Source organism: Arthrobacter sp. UYEF20 (genome assembly GCF_040546335.1).
In the GTDB taxonomy this organism is placed as follows: domain Bacteria; phylum Actinomycetota; class Actinomycetes; order Actinomycetales; family Micrococcaceae; genus Arthrobacter.
Genome location: NZ_JBEPNP010000008.1, coordinates 55134 through 77959 on the forward strand (window position 1 = coordinate 55134; position 22826 = coordinate 77959).

General features: G+C 68.8%; 17 protein-coding genes. 7 read left to right on the top strand and 10 right to left on the bottom strand.

Annotated features, from left to right (window positions below; genetic code table 11):
• The first annotated feature begins 150 nt into the window (after window positions 1-150).
• Entirely contained in the window at window positions 151-1863 is a 1713-nt protein-coding gene (locus ABIB26_RS10890) for a dolichyl-phosphate-mannose--protein mannosyltransferase (RefSeq protein WP_354242528.1), read from the top strand.
• A gap of 58 nt (window positions 1864-1921) precedes the next feature.
• A complete protein-coding gene (locus ABIB26_RS10895) occupies window positions 1922-3751 on the top strand; it encodes an AMP-dependent synthetase/ligase (protein WP_354242530.1) in 1830 nt (609 codons plus the stop codon).
• 55 nt (window positions 3752-3806) lie between these two features.
• Here ABIB26_RS10895 and ABIB26_RS10900 read toward each other — a convergent pair whose 3' ends face one another.
• From ABIB26_RS10900 to ABIB26_RS10925, 6 genes are all read right to left on the bottom strand, one after another.
• Window positions 3807-5114, bottom strand: coding sequence for a TIGR01906 family membrane protein (locus ABIB26_RS10900; RefSeq protein ID WP_354242533.1), 1308 nt, complete (start codon window positions 5112-5114; stop codon window positions 3807-3809).
• Between the two features lie 161 nt (window positions 5115-5275).
• Window positions 5276-6475: a L,D-transpeptidase gene (locus ABIB26_RS10905; protein WP_354242536.1), complete on the bottom strand. Its 1200-nt coding sequence runs from the start codon at window positions 6473-6475 to the stop codon at window positions 5276-5278.
• A gap of 180 nt (window positions 6476-6655) precedes the next feature.
• Window positions 6656-7879, bottom strand: a complete 1224-nt coding sequence (locus ABIB26_RS10910) for a L,D-transpeptidase (RefSeq protein ID WP_502913657.1) — start codon at window positions 7877-7879, stop codon at window positions 6656-6658.
• Window positions 7880-8034: 155 nt separating this feature from the next.
• Window positions 8035-9522: an adenosylhomocysteinase gene (gene ahcY / locus ABIB26_RS10915; protein WP_354242542.1), complete on the bottom strand. Its 1488-nt coding sequence runs from the start codon at window positions 9520-9522 to the stop codon at window positions 8035-8037.
• 146 nt (window positions 9523-9668) lie between these two features.
• Entirely contained in the window at window positions 9669-9902 is a 234-nt protein-coding gene (locus ABIB26_RS10920; protein WP_354242544.1) for a hypothetical protein, read from the bottom strand.
• 82 nt (window positions 9903-9984) lie between these two features.
• Window positions 9985-10374 (bottom strand): DUF3499 domain-containing protein, encoded by a 390-nt coding sequence (locus ABIB26_RS10925; RefSeq protein WP_354242546.1) that lies wholly within the window; start codon window positions 10372-10374, stop codon window positions 9985-9987.
• 245 nt (window positions 10375-10619) lie between these two features.
• On the opposite strand from ABIB26_RS10925, the gene ABIB26_RS10930 reads away from it, so the two are divergent.
• Window positions 10620-11156: a metallopeptidase family protein gene (locus tag ABIB26_RS10930; RefSeq protein ID WP_354242549.1), complete on the top strand. Its 537-nt coding sequence runs from the start codon at window positions 10620-10622 to the stop codon at window positions 11154-11156.
• Between the two features lie 301 nt (window positions 11157-11457).
• On the opposite strand, the gene ABIB26_RS10935 is transcribed toward ABIB26_RS10930, so the two are convergent.
• Genes ABIB26_RS10935 through ABIB26_RS10945 form a run of 3 tightly spaced genes read right to left on the bottom strand, consistent with a single transcriptional unit; the run spans window position 11458 to window position 17199 of the window.
• Window positions 11458-13206 carry a DUF5719 family protein gene (locus tag ABIB26_RS10935; RefSeq protein WP_354242552.1) on the bottom strand — a complete coding sequence of 583 codons (1749 nt, stop codon included), beginning with the start codon at window positions 13204-13206 and terminating at the stop codon, window positions 11458-11460.
• Entirely contained in the window at window positions 13199-16651 is a 3453-nt protein-coding gene (locus ABIB26_RS10940; RefSeq protein ID WP_354242868.1) for a glycosyltransferase family 2 protein, read from the bottom strand. Before ABIB26_RS10940 ends, ABIB26_RS10935 begins: the two co-directional genes overlap by 8 nt.
• Window positions 16651-17199: a WhiB family transcriptional regulator gene (locus ABIB26_RS10945; protein ID WP_354242555.1), complete on the bottom strand. Its 549-nt coding sequence runs from the start codon at window positions 17197-17199 to the stop codon at window positions 16651-16653. The genes ABIB26_RS10940 and ABIB26_RS10945 overlap by 1 nt, the downstream gene beginning before the upstream one ends.
• A gap of 368 nt (window positions 17200-17567) precedes the next feature.
• On the opposite strand from ABIB26_RS10945, the gene ABIB26_RS10950 reads away from it, so the two are divergent.
• Complete coding sequence (locus tag ABIB26_RS10950) at window positions 17568-18272, top strand: TIGR03089 family protein (RefSeq protein WP_354242558.1); 705 nt, start codon at window positions 17568-17570, stop codon at window positions 18270-18272.
• Window positions 18273-18493: 221 nt separating this feature from the next.
• Here the strand turns inward: ABIB26_RS10950 and ABIB26_RS10955 are convergent, their stop codons facing one another.
• The gene (locus ABIB26_RS10955) at window positions 18494-19057 is read right to left on the bottom strand and encodes a GtrA family protein (RefSeq protein WP_354242561.1); all 564 of its coding nucleotides are present in this window, start codon (window positions 19055-19057) and stop codon (window positions 18494-18496) included.
• Window positions 19058-19344: 287 nt separating this feature from the next.
• Here ABIB26_RS10955 and ABIB26_RS10960 point away from each other — a divergent pair, with 287 nt between their 5' ends.
• From ABIB26_RS10960 to ABIB26_RS10970, 3 genes are read left to right on the top strand one after another with little or no spacing between them, the layout of a single operon-like run.
• Window positions 19345-20493 (top strand): 5-(carboxyamino)imidazole ribonucleotide synthase, encoded by a 1149-nt coding sequence (locus tag ABIB26_RS10960; protein WP_354242871.1) that lies wholly within the window; start codon window positions 19345-19347, stop codon window positions 20491-20493.
• A complete protein-coding gene (gene purE, locus ABIB26_RS10965) occupies window positions 20490-21092 on the top strand; it encodes a 5-(carboxyamino)imidazole ribonucleotide mutase (protein ID WP_354242564.1) in 603 nt (200 codons plus the stop codon). Before ABIB26_RS10960 ends, purE begins: the two co-directional genes overlap by 4 nt.
• A gap of 10 nt (window positions 21093-21102) precedes the next feature.
• Entirely contained in the window at window positions 21103-22737 is a 1635-nt protein-coding gene (locus tag ABIB26_RS10970; protein WP_354242567.1) for an LCP family protein, read from the top strand.
• Window positions 22738-22826: the final 89 nt, after the last annotated feature.

Here is a 22826-nt window from a genome sequence, read left to right on the forward strand (position 1 = left end):
GCTGAGTCCTGCCCGGTGCCAGTCCCGGCGCGGTCGGCCGGAATTCCGGCGCTGTCGGGATGATTCGGGGAGGTGCTGAGTTGAGGGTCCACATGACCAGCCTACTGCGGGCGGCAGGGCGGCCCGACGGGCACAGCCGCGAAAGGTAGCATGGGCAACGTGACGCAGACCCCCACGCGGCCCGCCGAGGCCGGATCAGCCGGACCGGCGGCCCCAGCTGCACCTTCCGGACGCAACCTGGAGGGGCATCGCTGGGTCAGCCGCCCCTCGGAGGCCAACACCCCCGAGGCTCTCAAGGAGCGCCTGATCGGCGGCGTCCGCAGCTGGCGGGACTTCCCGCCGTCGCTGCGCCTGTGGTTCTGGCTCATCCCCATCCTCACCGCCGCCCTCGGCGGAGTCCTGCGCTTTGTCCGGCTGGACACGCCCCGCAACCTCGTCTTCGACGAGACCTATTACGTCAAGGACGGCTATTCGTTCCTGATCAGCGGCTACGAGCGTGCCTGGCCGGAGAAAGCCAACGATTCCTTCATCGCCGGCAACCCCGGAGTCCTGCTGGACTCGCCCGAATATGTGGTCCACCCGCCGGTCGGCAAATGGATGATCGCTGCCGGCATGTGGCTTTTTGGCCCGGACAACCCCTTCGGGTGGCGCTTCGGAGCGGCCCTGACCGGCACGCTGTCGATCTTCCTGCTGGCACTGATTGCGCAGAAGCTGTTCCGCTCGCTGGCCCTCGCGGCTGTGGCCGGGCTGCTGCTGGCGGTGGACGGACACCATCTGGTGATGTCCCGCACCTCATTGTTGGACATTTTCCTGATGTTCTGGGTCCTGGCCGCGTTCGGCGCCCTGCTGATGGACCGCGACGACGGCCGGCGCCGGCTCGCCGAACGGCTCGGCAGGCAGGCCGCGGCCTCCGCCGACGGCCGGCCCTCCCCGCGCCAGCTCGTCTCCGGCCCGTGGCTGGGCATCCGCTGGTGGCGCCTTGCGGCAGGAGTGTGCCTGGGACTGGCGGTCGGGACGAAATGGTCCGGCCTGTTTTTCCTTGCCGGCTTTGGACTGATGACTGTCCTCTGGGACCTCAGCGCGCGGCGGATCGCCGGGATCCACGGCTGGATCAGCGGCGGCATCCTCAAGGACGGCATCCCGGCCTTCCTGAGCGTTGTCCCGGTCGCGGCTCTCACCTACGCCGCGAGCTGGACCGGCTGGTTCCGGTCCCAGGACGCCTATTTCCGGCACTGGGCGGAGACCAACCCGTCGGCGGACTGGGGGTGGCTGCCCAACGCCGTCAGGTCCCTGGCCCACTACCACCTCGAGGCGTACAAGTTCCATCAGGGGCTCAGCTCGGATCATCCCTATGAAGCGAGCGCCTGGAGCTGGCTGGTGCTGGGCCGGCCCACGTCGTTCTTCTACGAATCCCCCAAACCGGGCAGCCCCGGCTGCGGGACGGGCAGCTGCACCATGGCTATCCTCTCGGTCGGCAATCCGCTGATCTGGTGGAGCGCCGCCGTCTGCCTGGGCATCCTGCTCTTCTGGTGGGCCGGCCGGCGCGACTGGCGGGCCGGGGCCGTCCTCGCGGGAGTCGCGGCGGGCTACCTGCCCTGGTTCATGTATCCCGAACGCACCATGTTCTACTTCTATGCCGTGTCCTTCGAGCCCTACCTGGTGCTGGCCCTCGTCTATTGCCTGGGCCTCGTCCTGGGCAAACGGACGGATCCGCCCTGGCGCCGCCGCTCCGGGTTGTACCTCGTCACGCTGTTCGTGGTCACGGCCGTCGTCGTGTCCGCGTTCTTCTACCCGGTCTGGGCTGCCGAGACCATCACCTACCAGGACTGGCGGTTCCGGATGTGGATGCCGTCCTGGATCTAGGGCAGGATGACAGGGTAAGTCCGCCGCCACCTGCGCGGACCCGGACGGAGAGACGGCTGTGAGAGAAGCAAGTACGGGACTGCTCGCCGAACTGGACCCGGACAGCAACGTGACGGACCTGCTGCTGGCACAACATGCCAAGGATCCCGTCCATGCGCTCTACTCCCGCAAGGGACCGGCCGGCTGGGCCGATGTCTCCACGCAGCAGTTCCTGGACCAGGTCACGGCCCTCGCGAAAGGCCTGATCGCCGGCGGCCTTGCGCCGGGGGAAACCGTAGCCGTCCTGTCCGGTACCCGCTACGAGTGGACGGTGGTGGACTTTGCCATCTGGTTTGCCAGCGGTGTGACCGTCCCCATCTATGAGACGTCCTCCCCCAGCCAAGTCGAGTGGATACTCCACGACTCGGGCGCCCGGCGCGTCTTCGCCGAAAACCAGGCCAGGGTCACCCTCGTCCAGGACGTTCTGGACTCCTCCGAGCTGCTCGGGGACCGTCTGGTCCCGGTGGTCCGGATGGAGTACGACGGCGGCGCCCCCAACCTGGCCAGCCTCGCCGCTGCCGGCACCGGTGTGGGCGACGGGGAGCTCGAACGGCACCGGGCCACGGCGGGACTGGCGGACGTGGCCTCGCTGGTCTACACCTCCGGAACCACGGGCCGGCCCAAGGGCTGCGAGATCACCCACGGCAATTTCGCCCTCGTGGCCAGGAACATTGTGCTGTTCCTTCCCGAAATCCTGCTGCAGCCCCGCTCCCGCACCCTGATGTTCCTGCCCCTGGCCCACGTCCTCGCCCGAGCCGTCCAGGTCACCTGCCTGAGCGCCGGAACCACCCTGGGCCACACGTCCAACGCCACGGAACTGCTGGAGGACCTGTCCAGTTTTCGGCCCACCTTCCTGCTGGTAGTGCCCCGGATCTTTGAGAAGGTCTATGCCGGAGCCGCGCACAAAGCGGCGCTGGCGGGCAAGGAGCGGCTGTTCGGGGCGGCCGCCGCCGCCGCGATCGACTATTCGAAGGCCCTCGACGCGGCTGCGCAGGGGAAGGGGCCCGGCCCCGGCCTGGCGTCCCGCGCCAGGCATGCCCTCTTCGACCGGCTGCTGTACCCGAAGCTGCGGCAGGCGTTCGGCGGCCAGCTGGGCTACACAATCTCCGGTGCCAGCCCGCTGGGCTCCCACGACGCACACTTCTTCCGGGGCGCGGGCGTCCCTGTCCTCGAAGGCTACGGCCTCACCGAAACGACGGCGCCCTGCACCGCGAATACCCCGAGCCGGACCAAGGTGGGGACGGTAGGCATCCCGGTCCCCGGAACCACCATCCGGATCGCCGACGACGGCGAGATCCTGGTCAAAGGCATCGGCGTCTTCAAGGGCTACCACGCCGACGCCGCCGCCAACGCCGAAGCGTTCCTGGACGGATTCTTCCGCACCGGGGACCTCGGATCCCTTGACGAGGACGGCTTCCTGACGATCACCGGGCGCAAGAAGGACCTGCTGGTCACCGCCGGCGGGAAGAACGTGGCCCCCGGGCCGCTCGAGGAAAAGATCCGCGCGCATCAGCTCGTGGGCCAGGTGGTCGTCCTGGGCGACGGCAGGCCGTTCGTCTCGGCCCTCGTCAGTCTGGATCCCGAAGGCCTGGAAAACTGGTGCGCCACGCACAAGGTTCCCGCCCTGGGGCTGGCCGAGGCCACGGGCAACGAACAGGTCCGGGCGGCTATCCAGGGCGCCGTAGATGAGGCGAACTCCCTCGTGTCCCGGGCCGAATCCATCCGCAGCTTCGTCATCCTGGACGCCGACTTCACCGTGGAATCCGGGCACCTGACCCCGTCCCTCAAACTCAAGCGGGCCGCCGTCGTGCGGGATTTCCAGGCCCAGATCAACCGGATTTACGGCTGAACCGGATTTACGGCCGAACTGGATTTACGGCTGAAGCGGGGCGGCTTAATGCCCCCTATAAGGCGCTGGAGTGACCCCGCGACGCCGGGCCTTCCGCCGGGGCCGGATCCGTGTCCGGCACCGTGTCGGCGTCGGCGTCCGTTGCCGCCGAGCCGTCAGGCTCCTGGGCGGAACTGTCCCCGGCCCCGGCCCTCCGGGCCTTGACGCGCTGGAAGCGGGACTGCTTTCCGGCGGACCCTCCAGCCGCGTCCTCCGCAGCCGTGCCGTCGGCGGGCACGCTGTCCGCGGCCGTGGCGTCGGCTGCCGGATCATTCTTCAGCAGGCCGCGGCGCTTCCGCGTCGGCCAGGTGAGGATCAGGGTGACGAGGGAGGCGAGCAGCACAAGGGCACCGATCACGATCCCGGCGTCCACCCAGAACTGGCCCGGGAACAGCCGGATCAGCGTGTCCTGCAAGGAGAAGGTCCACGTGCCGTTGGCAAAGAAGACCCGGTGGAACTCGGTGAAGAACTGCTCCCAGCCGAGCACGGCCAGCACCCCCAGCCCGGTGATGATCACGAGGGTGATGATGGAGCCGGCGAAGAGTCCGCGGCGGACTCCCCCGCTGCTGCGGCGCCGCAGGTAGATCACGGCGATGAGGCTGAGCAGGAGCAGGAGGAAGCCGGCCCCGAAAGCGGACAGGATGACCAGCTTGACGTCCGCCATGTGGCTGGTTTCGCCGTCCGTGAAGAGGTGGTCGCCGCCGCGGTTGACGAGCTCACCGAGATAGCGCGGGCCGGCCCAGTTGCTGAGGTAGTCCACAGCGTACGAGCCGTAGGTCATGCGGTCGTCCGTGCCGAAGCCGTAACCGTCGCCCGGGAATCCGGGCCGGTTGTACTCGACCCACAGGAACAAGGGGCTGGTCACGGCCCGGACGGCCAGCACCAGCAAGATGATGGGGTAGCAGATGGCCAGCAGGACCTGCATCACGCGCGGGAGGACGGGCTTGGTGTTCGCCGCGTGCTCGCGTTCGGCATTGCGGCGCTCGACGTCCTCCTCAGGCGGACGGATCTGCAGGACGGAGGTGTGCAGCGGCTCGCTGGCGGGCTCACCTTGCCCGGTGGCCGACGATGCGGTGGCGGACGATGATCCGGCGTCGGACGATCCGGTGGCGGATGATCCGGCTGCCGCTTCCGCGGCCTTGCGGTCGGCGCGGCTGCCAGGAATCGCGCTGGCTCCGGCCCTCGCGGACCGCTCGTCGCTGCCCGATTCCCGTGTGCCTGCGGGTGACGGCTTCATCCAATCGAAGGCGGGTTCATCGCCGTCGTCGGCCGGATCCAGGTGCGGATCCTGTCGATTCGGAGGGGTGGGACCTGTGTCAGTCACTGCAGCTTCGCTTCCGTAGGATTCCGTGCCGCCAGGACTGCGCCCGGCAACGCAACATATCTGTCTCCGAGCCTACCGCCAGACCCTCTGGCCGGGCGAGGTGCCACCCCGGGGTGACGGTATTTCCAGCGGCCAGTTCCGGGTAGCGGCCGTGCTCGCCGTCATCGCCTGGCGTACTGGGCCCAAGGGATATTCCAGTCGCCGAAGCCTTCCAGCGGTTCGACAGGAGGCGCGCCGGTATTGAGGGTCTGGACCACGTCTCCGCTCGTCATGTTGTTGAAGAACCACGCGGCGTCTGCCGGGAGGAGGCCGACGCAGCCGTGCGAGACGTTGAATCTTCCGACGGCGCCCCACGCCGAGGCGAGGGCCTGGTGGACGTAGACACCCGAACTGGTCAGCCGGTTGGCATATTCCACCGTCAGCGGCGGGTAGTAGCCTTTGTCGCCCGGCTTCAGGCCGATGCTGCCGGCATTGAATTTCGAGTTGCGTTCCTGCTCCATGATGACGGCGAAGCCCGTCGGCGACAGCCAGTCCGCGTCGCCGAGCGTCACCGGCGCGGTCCTGACCAGCTGCCCGTCGAAGTAGACCTTCATCGTCTTGGTGGCGTCATCCACGACGGCCAGGCGCTGCGGCCCCACCTTGAACTGCACCAGCATGTCCGAATTGCCGATCATTTTGTTGCCGAAATCCACGCCGAAGAGCTTCAGGTCCACCGTGATCTGGCTGTTGGCGGCCCAGAACGCCTCGGGCCGGATCCGGACGCGCCGGTCCGAGTACCAGCGCCAGGCGACGGCCTGGCCGGAGGAGGCGGTAACGGAGACCGCCTTCTCCATCGCCTCCTTGTTCAGGACCGGTTCGCTGAAGACAATCTCGACGGGCTGTCCGGCACCGACGGTGGTGCCGTTGAGGGGGTAGACGGCGGCATCGGCCTCGTTGGCTTTAGCCACCGTGCTGAAGGTCTGGGCTTTCTTGGTCTCCCGGCCTGCCTGGTCCACGATCGTGAAGCTGTACTTGTATTTGGTGTCGAATTCCAGCGGATCTTCCGCAGTCCAGGTGGAGCCGTCGGCACTGGTGCTGCCCGGGACCCGGCCCCCGCCGGTGGCCGGTTCCAGCACCACGTCCTTCACGAAGCCGCTGACCGCCTTGACGGAGGGCGACGCGGCTGGGTTGACGCTCTTGGCGCCGTCGGTCGGCATCACACCGAGCTCGACGGGCTTCACAACGGGAGCCGCGAGGCCCGGCACGTTCCGCATCGGCGCCGATGATTCTGACGGCATGTCAGCGTGGGCCCACTGCGGTGCGGTGGCGACGCCGAGCCCGCCAGCGCCGACGGCAGCGCAGACCGCGACGGCGGCAAGCATCTTGCCGGTGATCCTGCCGGTGAGCTTTCCGCGGCTCCGTCTCCCGGGCCGCAGGCGGCCTGCGGATTCTCCGCGTCGGCGCCCGAGGCCCCTGGCTCTTGTCGTTTTGTCCATGTTTGTGTTTCGTCCCCCAACGTCATTCCACTCCTGGTGTCCGCGGAACTGCCCGCGGAACCCGCCTCAGTTCGCGTACTGCGGCCAGGGGATGTTCCAGTCCCCGAAGCCGTCGTCGAAATTCGCGAAGTCACCTTCCGTATTGACCACCTGGACCACGTCACCGCTGGTCATGTTGTTGAAGACCCAGGCGGCCCGGTCCGCCGTCATGCCGATGCAGCCGTGCGACACGTTCGTGTTACCGATGTAGGGCAGCGCGGAATCCAGGGCCTGGTGGATGTACTCGCCGCTGGGAGTCAGCCGGGTGGCGTACTCAACGTCCAGTTCCCCGTAGTTCGCCGGATCCCCCGGCTTCAGGCCGATGCTCGCGGCGACGAAGTGGTCGTACCGGTGCTTCTCCATCAGGACCAGGTATCCCCGGGCGGAGGGGAAGCGCTGATCGCCCATCGTGACGGGCCAGGACCCGGCCGGCTGGTCATTGATGCTGATCGAGAAGGTGTGCGCAGCGGCGTCGGCGACCGCGAGCTTCTTGTCCCCGATGTGGACCGTGACCAACTTATTGAAGTTTCCGATCTGCCCCTTGCCCAGGTCCACGCCGAACAGCTGCATGTCCATGGTGATGGTGCTGTTCGCGGTCCAGAAAACCTCGGGACGGTACCGGACCATCGTGTCGCTGAACCAGTGGAAGTCCCCGGCCTGCCCCGAGCTGGAGGTAATCTTGATGGCCTTCTCGACGGCGTCCCGGTTCAGCACGGGTTCGCTGAAGGTGATCTGCAGCGGCTGTGCGACTCCGACCTTCATGCCGTCCAGCGGGTAAATGGCGGCATCGGCTTCATTGGCGGCGGACACCGTGGAGAAGCTGCGCGTGTTGTTGGTCTTGCGTCCGGCCGCGTCCACCACGGAGAAGGTAAAGGCGTAGCGGGTGTTGAACTTCAGCGGCTCCGACGCGGTCCAGCTGGAGCGGCCGGCGCTGAGGGTTCCCTCCACCGCGTCGCCGGAACCGCTCGTGAGTGCCGCCCGCTCAATCCGGCCGTTGCTGACCTTCAAGGTCACCGGCGCGGCCGGGTTGACCGGCTTGGCGTCGTCCGCCGGCGAGACGTCAAGTTCTGCCGGCGCCACCACCGGGAAGGCAAGTCCCGGCGTCGAACGTTCCGGCGACGTGGCCTCGGACGCGAAGGATGCATGGGCCAGCGGACCTGCCGCCGCAAACGCTCCGCCGCCCGCGGCCAGGGCGCACACCGCTCCGAGCACGGCGAGCTTGCGGCCGGTGCTCCAGCTTCTCGGGGCGATCACAATAGTCAGGTCCTTCCAGACGCTCTCCTGCCAGCATAGGCGAATTCATGGCGGAACCCGGCCGCGCGTTCCGCCACGGTCCGGCCGCAATGAGTCGCAAAGAAGGGGCTCCAAACCGCGGGGCCGGGAGCCCTTCCAGCCGGGACCGGCTCCTAGTAGCGGTAGTGCTCCGGCTTGTACGGGCCGGCCACTTCGAGGTCCAGATATTCGGCCTGGTCCTTGGACAGCTCGGTCAGTTCCACGCCGAGGGCATCCAGGTGCAGCCGGGCCACCTTCTCGTCGAGGATCTTGGGCAGGACGTAGACCTGCTTTTCGTACTCACGCTGACCTTCGGGCTGGTCCCGCTTCGTGAACAGTTCGATCTGCGCGATGGTCTGGTTGGCAAAGGAGTTGCTCATCACGAAGGACGGGTGTCCGGTGGCGTTGCCGAGGTTCAGCAGCCGGCCCTCCGAGAGGACAATGATAGAGCGGCTGCCCTCTCCCGTGGCGGGATCGGCGTCGAGGACCCACTCGTGCACCTGCGGTTTGATCTCGACCTTCTTGATGCCGGGGATCCGGGCGAGGCCGGCCATGTCGATCTCGTTGTCGAAGTGGCCGATGTTACCCACGATGGCCTTGTCCCGCATGCCCGCCATGTGCTCGGCCATGATGACGTCCTTGTTGCCCGTCGTGGTGATGAAGATGTGGCCCTCGCTGAGGACGGATTCCAGCTTCGCGACCTGGTAGCCGTCCATGGCCGCCTGGAGCGCGCAGATGGGGTCGATTTCGGTGACGATCACGCGCGATCCCTGGCCGCGGAATGCCTCCGCGGCGCCCTTGCCGACGTCGCCGTAGCCGCACACGACCGCGACCTTGCCGCCCATGAGGACGTCGGTGGCGCGGTTGATGCCGTCCGGCAGCGAGTGCCGGATGCCGTACTTGTTGTCGAACTTGCTCTTCGTGACGGAGTCGTTGACATTGATCGCCGGGAACAGCAGCTTGCCCTGCTCGGCGAGCTGGTACAGCCGGTGCACGCCGGTGGTGGTTTCCTCGGTCACGCCCAGCAGGCGGGAGCCGATCCTGGTCCACTTCTGCGGGTCCTCCTGCAGCGAGGCGCGCAGCACCTCCAGGAACACTCGGCCTTCCTCCGACTCGTCCGCGCCGGCGGACGGCACGGCGCCGAGGGCTTCGAATGCCACGCCCCTGTGGACGAGCATGGTGGCGTCGCCGCCGTCGTCAAGGATCATGTTCGGGCCAAGGTCCGGGTTGCTGTCCGCGCCCGGCCAGGTCAGGATCTGCTGGGCGGTCCACCAGTATTCCTCAAGCGTCTCGCCCTTCCAGGCGAAGACGGGGACGCCCTGCGGGTCCTCGACCGTGCCGGTGCCGACCACGACGGCGGCCGCGGCCTCGTCCTGGGTGGAGAAGATGTTGCAGGAAGCCCAGCGGACCTCGGCGCCGAGGGCGGTGAGGGTCTCGATCAGCACGGCGGTCTGGACCGTCATGTGCAGGGATCCGGCGATACGGGCACCCTTGAGGGGCTGGCCGGCGCCGAATTCCTCGCGCAGGGACATGAGTCCGGGCATTTCGTGCTCGGCGAGGCGGATCTGGTGGCGTCCCGCCTCGGCCAAAGAGATGTCCGCGATCTTGTAATCGAAAGTCATGTGAATCCTTTGTTGTAGCCGGCTGGGAGGCAAGGGCACCTACGTTTGGTGACCTTGCTTGTCGGTGACTAGAAAGTGGTGACTAGAAAGTGGTTCGGTGCCGAAGGGCAGCCCGATGGGGCTGTGCCGTGCCTGGTCGGCGGGGCCTACTCGGCAGTGTGGCGGGGACCGCCGTCGTGCTGGTCTGCCGCAGCGGAGGTGGCTGCCGAGAGCAGCTCCGGCGGCAGCAGCAGCGGGATGCCGTCCTCGATGCGGTAACGAGGCTTCGCGCCGGTTGCGTCAGCCGTGGTGGCGACGAGTTCCTCGCCTTCCTGGACCAGCGCGGATCCGGTCACGGGGCATCGCAGGACAGACAACAGCTCGGGACTGAGATTCGGCATGGTGAACGCTCCCTGGTGGACGCCGCAGCAGGCGCCGGTGGCTTACGGATTTTGCAGTTCCCAGCCTACCGCCAGTTGCAGCTCACGAGGGTTCGCGCAGAATGCGCAAGTGCCCCCGGCGGGTGCCTTCAGCTGCGGCCGGCGCTTCCAGGGCCGGGTGCGCGCTCCGCTGCCCCTGGTTCGTCCCGGATGCCGGAGGCCGCGACGCCGCCTCACGGACGGCGTTGGCCAGCGCCAGGAGGTCATCCGGGCCGGGTCCTGCCGGCGTAGCGGGCATGGCCAACCGCAGGACTTCCCAGCCCCGGGGGACGGTCAGGGATCCCGCGTGCTGGTCGCACAGGTCGTAGCAATGCGGTTCGGCGTAGGTTGCCAGGGGTCCGAGAACGGCGGTGGAGTCGGCATAGACGTACGTCAAAGTGGCCACCGCTGAATTGCGGCAGGCTGACCTTGAACAAAGACGAATTGCACCCACGAGATCACAGACTACTCCCCCTCGGCGCCGGAACGCCGCATTGAAACACCCCCGCCCGGCCGGGTCCTGCCGGGCGGGGTCCCCGGAGTCCCGCCGGGTCCCCAAGGGCCACGGCGGCGGGTCGCGTCGGCGGGTCGCGGGGTCCCGCCGGTCCTTCCGGATCCCCGGGGGCCGCCGCAGGGGCCGCGGCGGCGGGTCGCGGGGTCCGTGTCGCGTAAATCATCTGCCGGGTTTAGAGTCAAGATATGCAGTCATCGCACCAAGATCCGGGTTTTACGGTCCGCTTGGCTGACCCCGACAACGCAGCCACAGACGCCGTGTCCGCGCCGGCCGGTTCCGGCCGCACGGCTGCCCCGAAGAACTTCAGTCAGCGCCGCAGGAACAGGCACGGCCGGGGGCTCCGCGGTGAGCTCACGCTGCCCACCCTGCCGGGGTACCGGACCCGCTCCGAGCGTTTTGATGACTACGTGCTCGATTCAGCCCAGCGGCTCCATGACATCTGGGGCAAGACCCTGGACGGTGTCCGCTTTGCCGTCGACGAGATCCCGCCGGGCTTGGAGCAGCTCGTATCGGATGGCACTCCCGCCCCGATGGGCGCCTACACCCCCGCTACGGCCGAGGAAGGTCCCGTCATTACCCTGTTCCGGCGGGTGGTGGAACAGGCCTGCGGCAGCCGGGAGGAACTCCAGGACCTCGTCCACGACGTCGTCGTGGAGCACACCGCCGAGATGCTCGGGGTGCCCCCCGAATCCCTGGATCCGGTCTACCGCCGCCGCTACTGACACGGCCGTGCCCGGCTCCCGAGTCGGGAGGACATGCCCATTGGCCGCGCCCGGGTCCGGACAGAACCGGAATATGTCCATCGGCCGGCACCGGCGGAGGGCATGTCTGGATCCCCGGGGGCATGTGCGGGTGGCTCCGCTGCGGGGTCGGCTACTTTCCGGGAGGACATGCCCAGTCCTCGCGCCCGGGACCGGGCACAACCGGCATATGCCCATCCGCCGACCCCGGCGCGGGGCATGTCCGGATCCCGGCCACCCCACCGCCGGGGCCTGACCCGCGACGACCTAACTGCGCAGGACACTAGTACCCCAGCGTGACCGGAACCTGTTCCTGGCCTACGGCGCCCGGCGCCACCGCGATGGTTGAGATGTCCTGGGTGCCGTCCTGCTGCAGCAGCACCGCGCCGTAGGCCGGCTCACCCGCGGCGGACAGCTGGTAGCCGACGATCGGCGAACCTTCCACCTCGGCCGGCACCTTGAAGGACGCCGTGGTTCCACCGGCGATCTCCGCGGCCGCGGCCGTCCGGATTTTTCCGTCAGCGGTGATTGGGGTGTAGGAGATCGTGGCCTGTCCGCCCGGCGCCCCGAATACCAGGAAGCGGTCCCCGGCGGCGGGCACGGGAACAACATGCTGGCTTCCGAGCCTCGCCGAGGCGGGCGACCATGCGACGTCGGAGGCATCCTCCGAGGCCAGTCCCTTCGTGACGCGGGCGGCAGCTGTGAAGGAGACGTCCGAGCTGGCTTCGATCGTGTAGTAATCCGGCGGCAGACCCGCCAGCGAGACTCCGGTGACAGCTCCGGCCTTCGCCTTCACCACGCCCCCGCCAGGCAGTGCTTTCTGCCCGTCCCGCCCGTACAGCTTGACGGCCACCACAGCGTCGGAGGATCCGGGCACCGCGATCTGAAGGGATGGTCCGGCGTCAGCGGAACCGGGCTTCGCGGTGAGGGCCGCCAGGGCGGCGGGATCCTGTACCTCGACGCCGGAGATCACCTGGCGGGCCGCGGGTGCCGTTCCCGGCACGATGAAGTCGACGCCGCCGGGGGTGAGACCGCGCAGCACGCTCTGCTGGATCGCGGCGGCGACCGGGCCGCCGGCGCTGCGCACCCGGACGCCCAGCCGTTCCTGGCCGGGGGCCAGCCCGGCCAGGATGACGGAGCGGGTGCTGCCGGGCGCCACGAGGAGGCCTCTGCTTCCGGGCGCATGGATCAGGCCCTTTGCACCGTAAAGGTCCAGGCTGACGGTGGCCGCGGTGGTTGAGGCGTTGCTCAGGTTGAGTACGGCGGTCCGGCCGAGCGCGGTGTTCGCGCCGACCAGCCAGAGATCGTTGGCAGGCTGCTGGCAGGGGGCGGCAGCTGAACCGCGGAGGTCCCCGTCGTCGGCCGTGAAGCTCATGACGGCGCCGGCGGAGGCCTGGCGGTTTGCCTGTGCATCGGCGCTCAGGACGCTGACCGCGTCCACGGCGTGCTCCCGCACCACCCCTGCCGGCGCCGCTGGCGCACCGGCGGCGGGCTTGGCTGCGGTTGCCGACCCGGACGGCTCTCCGGCCTTGGCGAGCTCGACCAGGGTCCCGCCCTTCAGCGAGGCGAGCCGGCTGCCGGGCAGGACGCCCGCGGTTGAGCTGAGCACGACGGCGTTCACCACGCTTTTCGCGCTGGCAGACTCCGGGCTGAACTGCGGATCGGTGCCCACCGGTGTGCCTTCGAGCAGCCGGGCAGGTCCCGGGCAGACGCCGATGTTGCCGCCGGCCGGGACGGCCGCCACGGGCGCCTCGAGTTGCCTGCTGCTGCCAGGTCCCTGCGGCATCAGCGACGCCGCCGACACGAGCCCGCCGCCCGCGGCGACGAGAGCGAGGGCGGAAAGGACGCCGCCCACGCTCCCGCGCCGCGGTCGTTTCAGGCGTGTCGGCACCGGTCCGGCTGCCCTTCGGCCGGCCGGGCTGCCCGACGGCTGCTGTTCAGCTACCTGCTGTCCATCTACCTGCTGTTCACCTACCTGCTGTTCAGGGGCGTCGGGGCAGTCTTTCGCGCCGTCGCTGGCTTCCTTATGCATGCTGATGTTCCTTACGCAGGGAGCCTTCGTCCCTTGAGAGCCCGGTTTTCGGCCGGCGCGCCGGCATGGGAATGGCGAGCAGGACGGTCAGCCCGATCACGACGACCTGCGCGAGTCCTGCCCAAAGGGCCCAGGGAGCCTCATAGCGGATGCTCAGCTGGCCGCCATGGGCAGGCAGGGTGAAGGCCTGGGCCCAGCCCGAGGTGGTGGCGGTGAGGCGGCGTCCGTCGAGCCAGGCGCTCCAGCCCGGATCAGCGCGTTCGGCGAGCACGACGAGGCGGCCTTCCGGGCCGGCAGGCACCGGGGCTCCGGCGGACACCGCCGCAGAGGGGAGCAGCCCGATGGCCGCACCGGCGCCGTCGACGATGCGCACGCGGTGCGCTACGTCGGCGGCCTCGATGACCGGCTGGTTCAGGGGGCTGATCCGCCAGAGCCAGCCGACATCGGTCTTGCCGACGGCGACGAGTCCCGGGACGGCGTCCATCCTGCTGGCCGTCAGCTGGGCCGCGGTGTCGGAGGCTCGCAGGACCACGAAGCCGACTCCGAGCCGCTCCAGGTCCTCGCGGGGATCCACTCCCTGTCCGGCAACGATCATGGCGACCACACCGCGGAGGGAACCGGCGACGGCGTCGTCGTCCCGGACCGTCTCGCTGCCCGGCTGCCCCAGGATGGGGCGTGCGGCGGCGACCGTGGACAGGGCGTCCAGGGTGGTGCCGGCACCGCGCATGAGGGTGGCGCCGTAGCCGTTGTTTCCGGTGACCGTGATGATCAGGGTCCGGGCCTGTTCGGGGCCCTGGCCGCGGTCGATCGCGGTGGCCGGGAGGGTGCGGGGCATGGCCGGCCGGACCAGCAGTGGCGTGCCGAGGCTTCCCGTTCCGGCAACGGGGCCGGCGGCCGCCGTGGAATCCACAGCTGACGGTGCGCCGGCAGACTCCGCGCTCGGCGTCGGGGGCTGGAGCAGGTTTTGCGCGGTCCAGGCCGTGAGTCCCGCCAGCGGTCCGGCCAGCAGGAGGACGGTGGCCGTGGCGGCGGTGGCGCGGATCAGGAACCTGCGCCCGGCCGTCGCTGCCCGGTCGGCAGAATCCAGCAAACCATCGGCACCGAGCAACGCGGCACCGAGGATGGCGAACGCGGCAGCGGACACCGTGGGCCCCGTGAACGGCGTGACCAGGACACTCGCGCTGGCACCGGTGGCGACGTGTCCCGCCAGCCAGCCCCCGGCCAGCATCAGGACAGCCGCCGCCCACAGCCAGCGGGCAGCGCCCGCCCGCCTGCCCGGCAGGAAGAGCGCGGCCGCGGCGAGCAGCAGCGCGGGCAGTCCGATCAGAAGTGCAAGCAGCAACGCCCACGGAACAATCGCCGCTGCGCCGGAGCCGCCGAAGAACGGGAGGCCGGTCAGGCCGCCGTCGGCTGCGAACCGCAGCGGCTGCCCCAGCGCCTGCTGCCAGAGCGGCGCCGCGTCGAAGCCCAGCGGCATGCCGGGATCGGCAAGCACGGCCCGGGGCCGGTCCATGACGGAGACAGCGAACGGCACAAACAGGGCCGCGCTGGGAAGCAGGGCCCACCACACGGTGCGGCCACGCCGGCCCAGGAGCACACCGCAAAGGACCACGACGACGACGGCGGGCATCAGCAGTGCCGGGGCAGCCGCGGTGACCACGGCCAGCACGAGCCCGGCTGCAGCCGCCGCGGTCCACGACGGGGTTCCGTTACTACCCGGCTTGCCGGGAGGGTACAGCTTGCCGGGAGGCTGCAGCCTGGTGCGCCCCTCCCCCGGGGCCGGAACAGCATGAGCGCCGCGGCCGACGGCGGTGCCGGTGGCCCGCAGCAGGGCGAGCACGAGCAGGGGCATCATGACGTGGGCCAGCAGCGCACCGACGCGTCCCTGGTTGAGTGCCACCTGAAGGGCAGGCGCACCGGCCCAGACGAACGCAGCGGCCAGGCGGAGGCGGCGGCGCTGCGTCAGCGCACCGGCCGAGAACCAGGCCCCGAGCGCGGACAGCGGCATGGCGAGGATGAGCAGCCAGACCAGGGCGGCGTTGGCATCTCCCGCGCCCAGCACGCCCAGCAGCCACAGCACGTAGCCGAAGGGGTCGCCGTGGCCCGGAAGCCCTGCACCGAGCGTGATCCACCAGCCGGAAGCATGGTCCCAGATCTCGCCCAGCCGGAGCGAGACGGGAATCAGCCCGCCGCCCGCGACGGCCGCGGCCCGGAAAAGACTCAACAAACCGATCAGGGACGCCACCGTGGTGACGAGCACGGCGAGCAGCGCGCCGTTGCCCACCCAGCCGCGCTCGGAGGTGGCGAGGGCGGCGAAGTCGTCCGCGGCGTCTCCGCTGGGCTGCTCGGCCAGTCCGTGGCCGGTGAGGGCCTCGCCGGCGTCGTCCGCGCCCAGGGCTTCCATCAGGGAGCGCCGGTGGGCCCAGACCTCACGCCGCGGTGTCTGCAGCCCCTTGATGACGGAGCGGCGGATGCGGCGGGTCCGCGCGGCATTGCGCCGGCCACGGATCACCGCAGCGGGGCGTCCCAGGCCGCCAACAGTAGCGAGCAGCTGGGAGAAACCATGGCCGGGGTCCTTGACCGCGATGCTCAGGACAAGTTTGAAAAGGCTCCCCAGGAGTGCGCCCGCCGCATGCAGCGGAAGCTTCCAGCCAGCCGAATGTTTGAGCCGCAGGTGGACCTGGGCCTTCCGGGCTGCCTTCGCATTGCCCATCGCCTGGGGCCGGTGCGAAACGTGGAACATCCTGGCGGCAGGAACCACCACCACCCGGTGTCCGGCAAGCCGGTTGCGCCAGCAGAAGTCGACGTCGTCGCCGCTGCCCGGAAGTGCCGGGTCGAAGCCCCGGAGGTCCTCCCAGACGTCGCGGCGGACGAGCATGCCGGCGGAGTTGACGGCAAAGGTGTCGGTGCGGCCGTCGTACTGTCCCTGGTCCAGTTCGTCGGCGTCGATGAGGGTCAACCGTTCGGCCCAGCGGCTGGTGGAGAGGCCGACGTCGATCAGCCGCCGCTCGGCGTGCCAGTCCAGCTGCTTGCAGCCTGCCACGGTGACGGACGGGGCCCGTTCCACGGCGTGGAGCAGTTCGGCGAGGGCTTCGGGTGCCGGTGCGGCGTCGTCGTGCAGCAGCCAGATCCATTCCGAACCGGGCCGGCTGGCTGAGCCGCTGTCCCGTGCCGTCCCGCCCTTCGCGGGCCATGGCGCGAGGGCGCCGAGCCCGGCCGTCACGGCGGCGCCCATGCCGCTTCTGGCCTGGGCGAAGTGAGTGACGTTGGCCTTGCCGAACGCTTGCTCCAGGAGAGCTGCAGAGTGGTCGCGGGAACCAGTGTCGACGCCGATCACAGCGTCCGCCGGCCGGGTCTGGCCCGCCAGCGCCGCCAGGGTCCTGGGGAGAAAGTCACCGCCGTCGTGGGAGACCACGACGGCGGTGACTCGTACTTCCTGAAGAATTAGACTGCTCGCTTCCTAAGCCGGCGGCGCTCCCGCTCGGAGAGGCCGCCCCAGATGCCGAAGCGCTCGTCGGTGGACAGGGCGTACTCGAGGCACTGCGACCGCACGTTGCAGGCCCCGCAGACTTTCTTGGCGTCGCGCGTGGAGCCGCCCTTCTCCGGGAAGAATGCTTCCGGGTCCGTCTGCGCGCACAGCGCATCCGTCTGCCATCCGAGCTCGCCTTCATCGTTGAAGTCCTGCCGGGACGGCAATCCGATCCAGACCGGCTGCGCGGTGGTGGTGCCTGCGCGGAGTGCGTGCAGTTCCATCGGCGGGTCGTGAAGATCGTTGTCCTGGTCCGGGCCGCCGGCCAGAAGTTCATCGTGCGCCGCCAGGAAGGCCGTGGCCTGGTCCTGGAGTAAGTCTCGCGCGTGTTCGTTGTAGCGGTCGGCCGCGACCGGATCGGCCGGATCTACGTACCAGTCACTCGGCACCCCGCGTGAACGGTATTTCGCTGTGGCCTGGCCGGCGACGACGGCATCTTCATGGATACGCTCTGCTAGCCCCATTGGCGTTTCCCTCTCTGATTTTGCAGCCTTTTGCCTGGCACCTGGACACTCGGTTGTGTGCCGGTTTCTACGCATTGGCCTTCGATACCTAATTACACGTGTGTAAGTATCCGGGAGTCAAGCCACGGCGGAGATAATAATCAACTTGAGACCTGTTGCGGAGGCACGCCACGCCCGGGATTTTTCGGCCGCCCCCGAACGGCGGCACCGAAGTTGTCAGGGTGCTGAGTACTTCCGGAGGTTTTTGCCGAGATCCCGGGGTTCTTCCGGCCGGGTTGGAGAGTGTCCGGAATAGAGCCTCCGGCGCGCCTATGACGGAGATCACACGTCCTCACGCCCCGGCAAGACGGCCGTGGCAAGATGAGGGCATGAGCATCCCGGCATTCGATCTGATGACAGCCCTGCGTTCCGGCCAGTCCACTTCGCCGCGGCTCACCTGGTACGGGCCGGAGGGCGAACGCGTTGAACTCTCGGGCCGGGTGCTGGACAACTGGGTGGCGAAAACCAGCAACCTCCTGCAGGACGAGCTCGACGCCGAGCCCGGTACACGGCTGCGCCTGGACCTGCCCGCGCACTGGAAGTCGCTGATCCTCGCCCTCGCGGCCTGGCAACTGGGGATGGAGCTGGTGCTCGATGCCGGAGAGGCGGACCTTGTGGCCACCGCCGATCCGGGGCCAGCCGCCGCGGAAGGGGCGTTCGACGCCGTCCTGGCAGTGGCGCTGCCGGCCCTGGCCATGCGCTGGCCGGGCGAGCTGCCCAGCGGCGTCGTCGACTACGCCGCCGAAGTCCGCTCCCACGGCGATGTCTTCATGCCACACGTGGATCCGGAAGCATCCCGGCCGGCCGTACTGAGCACCGCCGGGACAGCGCACACGCACGCCGGGCTGCTGGACGGTTTCGCCACGGTGCAGGACGCCGGCCTGCGGCTGCTGGTGCCGGCCGGAGACGGCCTCGAGGTAGCCCTGGCCCGGTCCCTGGGCGCCTGGAAGACCGACGGTTCGGTGGTGCTGGTGCACCCCGACGTCGATGTGACGGAGAAGCTGCTCAGCGAGGAACGCGTCGACGCTCGCTAGTCCGTCATTTTCGTTAGTTCGTCGGGGGTCAGGCCCAGGCTTCGCGCCCGATGAGTCTTCGAGCCCGGGGGGACATGCCCAGTCTTCGCGCCGGTGACAGGGCATATCCGGAATATGTCCATCGGCCAACCCGGGCGCGGGGCATGTCCTGTCCGGTGGTCACTTTCGCTGAGGCCGTCGGGGTCAGGCTGCCGGTGCGTGCGGGCCGTAGCCCCTGGACCCTAGGAGTGTGGGCCGGGCAGCTCGGGATCCTTGACCGGCTGCTCCGGAACCCGGACGCCGGGCGCGGTGTGCAGGTGCCGCTCGATGATTTCGTGGTCGTGGGAGAACTCCGGCTCTTCGTCCAGTTCCTTGTTGAACACCAGGAAGCGGTAAGCGAAGAACCGCATCACGGTGGCTACCAGGATGCCGACGACGCCCGCGAGGAACAGCATGTTCTTGTCGGTAATTCCGAAGCTGTACTTGGCGAGGGCGGTGAACCCGGTGGAGATGCCGATGCCGATGCCGTTGATGAGGATGAACATCACGAACTCGCGCACCACGTTGTCCTGGCGGCGGCGGCGGAAGGTCCAGAAGCGGTTTGCGATCCACGAGAAGACGGTGGCGACGCTGGCGCCGACAAACCGGGCTTTGGCCTCGCTGTCGGTCATCGGACCGTGCATCAGGTAGTACGTGAGTCCGTTGTCGATGACGAACGCAACACCTCCAACGGCACCGAACTTGGCCACTTCGCGCCAGAAAAGCGAGGCAAGCCCGCGCATGCGCTCAGTAAGTGTAGTAATCATGACCCTCCGTGGCCTGCTGGAACTGTCGGCCATTGGGCCAAGGGACTATTTTAGCGCCGATTGCCGGGAGCTCGCCCCGCAGGGTGGTAACTGGGGGCCTTGGGAGCTGCACGGGCGCCCTCCCAACCGGGTCGGGGCGCGGACTCGATGCGGCGGGATTCGCTGTCCCGGCCCCGTCCGACGGCGCAAATTCGGGGTTAAGTCGGGGATAAGGCGAGGTCTTCGGTAGGCTGGGTGGTGTGACTTTTCCTGTAATCGGTGTTGTTGGCGGCGGCCAACTGGCCCGCATGATGGCTCCGGCCGCCACCGCCCTGGGCTTCGAGCTCCGCGTCCTTGCCGAAGGTGAGGACGTCTCTGCCGTCTCTGCCGTGGCCAACGCCCCGGTCGGTGACTACACCGATCTGGACCATCTGCTCGAGTTTTCCCGCGGCCTGGACGTCCTGACCTTCGATCATGAGCATGTGCCCACCGAGCATCTGCGCGCCCTGATCCGGGCTGGCGTCAACGTCCACCCCGGCCCGGACGCCCTGGTCCACGCCCAGGACAAGCTGGTGATGCGCGCCGCCATCGACAGGCTGGAACTCCCCAACCCGCGCTGGGCCGCCGTCGCCGATGTGGCGGAGCTGATTGCCTTCGGCGAGGCCACCGGCTGGCCCGTGGTCCTGAAGACCCCCCGCGGCGGTTACGACGGCAAGGGCGTGCGGATTGTTGATTCCGCCGCTGACGCCGCCGGGACCTCGGCGTGGTTCGAGGCGATGTCCCCCCTGCTGGCCGAGGCCAAGGTGGAGTTCAGCCGCGAACTCTCGGCGCTCGTCGCCCGGACCCCGGACGGTGAATCCAGGGCCTGGCCGGTGGTGCACACGATCCAGGTCGACGGTGTGTGCGACGAAGTCATCGCCCCGGCCCTGGACATCCCGCTCGAGGTGGCCGCGGCGGCAGAGAACGCAGCCCTCCGGATTGCCAACGAGCTGGGCGTCACGGGTGTCATGGCCGTTGAACTGTTCGAAACGCCCGGCGTGGGAGCCGGGTTCCTGATCAATGAACTCGCGATGCGCCCGCACAACACCGGCCACTGGACGCAGGACGGCTCGGTCACGAGCCAGTTTGAACAACACCTCCGCGCCATCCTCAACCTCCCGCTCGGCGCCACCGACGTCCTCGGCCCCGTCGTCGTGATGAAGAATTTCCTGGGCGGCGACAACCGGGACCTGTTTTCCGCCTACCCCGCAGCCCTCGCCAGCGAACCGGCCGCGAAGGTCCACTGCTACGGCAAGGCCGTGCGGCCGGGACGCAAGATCGGCCACGTCAACCTTGTCGGCACGTCCGCGGCGGAGGTGGACTCCCTCCGGGAGCGGGCCACCACCGTGGCCAACATCATCAGGAACGGCCGGGCGCAGCCCGGCACCCCATCAGGACTTTCCGAGGAGACCGCATGAGCGCCAGCACCGAAATGCCAGCCGCGGGCAGCGAACCACCCAGCGGCGGCCCGATCGTGGGCCTCGTCATGGGCTCGGACTCGGACTGGCCCGTGATGGAGGCCGCCGCCGAGGCACTCGCCGAGTTCGGCATCCCGTTTGAGGCCGACGTCGTATCCGCCCACCGCATGCCCGCCGAAATGATCCGCTACGGGCAGACCGCGCACGCGCGCGGACTGCGCGTCATCATTGCCGGAGCGGGCGGCGCAGCCCACCTGCCCGGGATGCTCGCCTCCGTCACGCCGCTCCCCGTGATCGGTGTACCGGTGCCGCTCAAGACGCTCGACGGCATGGATTCCCTGCTGTCCATCGTGCAGATGCCCGCCGGCGTTCCCGTCGCCACGGTGTCCATCGGCGGTGCGCGGAACGCCGGGCTGCTCGCCGTCCGGATGCTCGCCTCGGGCACCGATGACCTCGCCACCGCGCTCAGGGCCGACCTCGTCCAGTTCGCCCAGGAACTCAACGATGTCGCCACGCGTAAAGGCGCCCACCTCCGGCAAAAAGTGAGCGAAGTGTTCTCCGACGGGAACGGAAGCACAGCCACGCGGAGCAGCCGTTAAGGATCGCCCGATGACCAATAGTTACGCCCCTGCTCCGCGGAACAAACAGCGGCAGAACCAGCCGCAGCCGTCCCTGACGGACCCCGTCCGCTACCCCTCGGGCGCAGCGGCACAGGTCCTGACCAAGCGTGCGTTCCTCCTGGTCCTGATGACGCTGCTGGTTCCCGGCAGCGCCCAGATCGTAGCGGGCAACAAGCGGCTCGGAAGGATCGCGCTGCGTGTCACCTTCACGGTCTGGGCACTGGCCCTTGCGGCGGTTGTGCTTCTCCTGACGGCGCGTTCCACGCTGATCAACCTCCTGGCGAACCCCATCGCCTCGCTCCTGCTGGTCATCGGCCTCGCGGCCCTCGCCATCGGCTGGGCCGCCCTGTTGTACAACACCCTGCGCCTGATCCGCCCGGTGCTGCTGGCGCCCGGGGTGCGCCCCGCCGTCGTGCTGGCCCTCGTGCTGGCGATGGTCCTTGGCAGCGGTTCACTGGGCTACGCGGCCTACCTGCTCAACGTGGGACGGGACGCAATCGGGAGCATCTTCTCCTCCAACGGCCCCACGATCGAGCCGTCCGAGGGCCGGTACAACTTCCTGATGATGGGCGGCGACGCCGGAGCGGACCGCACGGGCCGCCGCCCGGACAGCCTCTCCGTCATCAGCGTTGACGCCAAGACCGGCAAAACCGCCATCATCTCGGTGCCCCGCAACCTCCAGAACGCGCAGTTCAGCGCAGACTCCCCCATGCGCAAGATCTACCCCGACGGCTACGACTGCGGCGACGAATGCCTCATCAACGCCATCAACACCGAAGTCACCAACGAACACCAGGACCTCTACCCCGGGGTGGAAGACCCGGGTGCGCAGGCCACCCTGGAGGCGGTGTCCGGAACGCTCGGCATCAAGGTCCAGGCCTACGTGCTGGTGGACATGGAAGGCTTCTCCAAGCTCATCGATGCCATGGGCGGCATCCGGATCAAGGCCGGCGGCTGGGTCCCGATGAGCGGCGCCATGGTCGATGAGGCCAACGGCATCCACGGCATGCCGCTGGGCTGGATCCCGGCAGGAGACCAGACGCTGGATGGTTACCACGCCCTCTGGTACGGCCGTTCGCGGGAATTCGTGGACGATTACGCCCGGATCCAGCGGCAGCAGTGCGTCCAGCAGGCGATGCTCAAGCAGCTCGACCCGGCCACGCTGCTGTCCAAGTTCGAAGACATCGCCAAGGCGGGCACCAAGGTGGTGGACTCCAACATTTCCGCCGGCCAGCTCGGCAGCTTCGTGGACCTGGCGATGAAGGCCAAGGGCCAGGAAGTGAGCCGCCTGACCATCGGGCCGCCGGACTTCGACGCCTCCTTCTCCACTGTCCCGGACTTCGATCAGATCCACGAGCGGGTGGACCGGCTCCTCGCCGCGAAGGCCTCGGCCACGGCCGATGACAGCCTGCTCCCGCAGGCCGCGGCGCCCGGACCGCTCTCCGCCGCCGGTGCGGTACCCGGCACGCAGCCCGCGCCGCCGCCGTCGGACTTCACCCCCGTGACCACGACGCCCGACGGCGAGCCGATCACGGAGGAGATGCTCAACGATTTCAAGCGTCAGGGCGACGAACAGTCGATCCGCGATCTGGTCGCAACCAACGGCCAGTGCGCGCCGCTCTAGGCTCCGGCAGCGCTCCGGATACCCGGGACGCGGACGTGGCCTGATCCGGCGGTCCACCCAACTTTTAGCGACCGAACGTCAGTGACCAG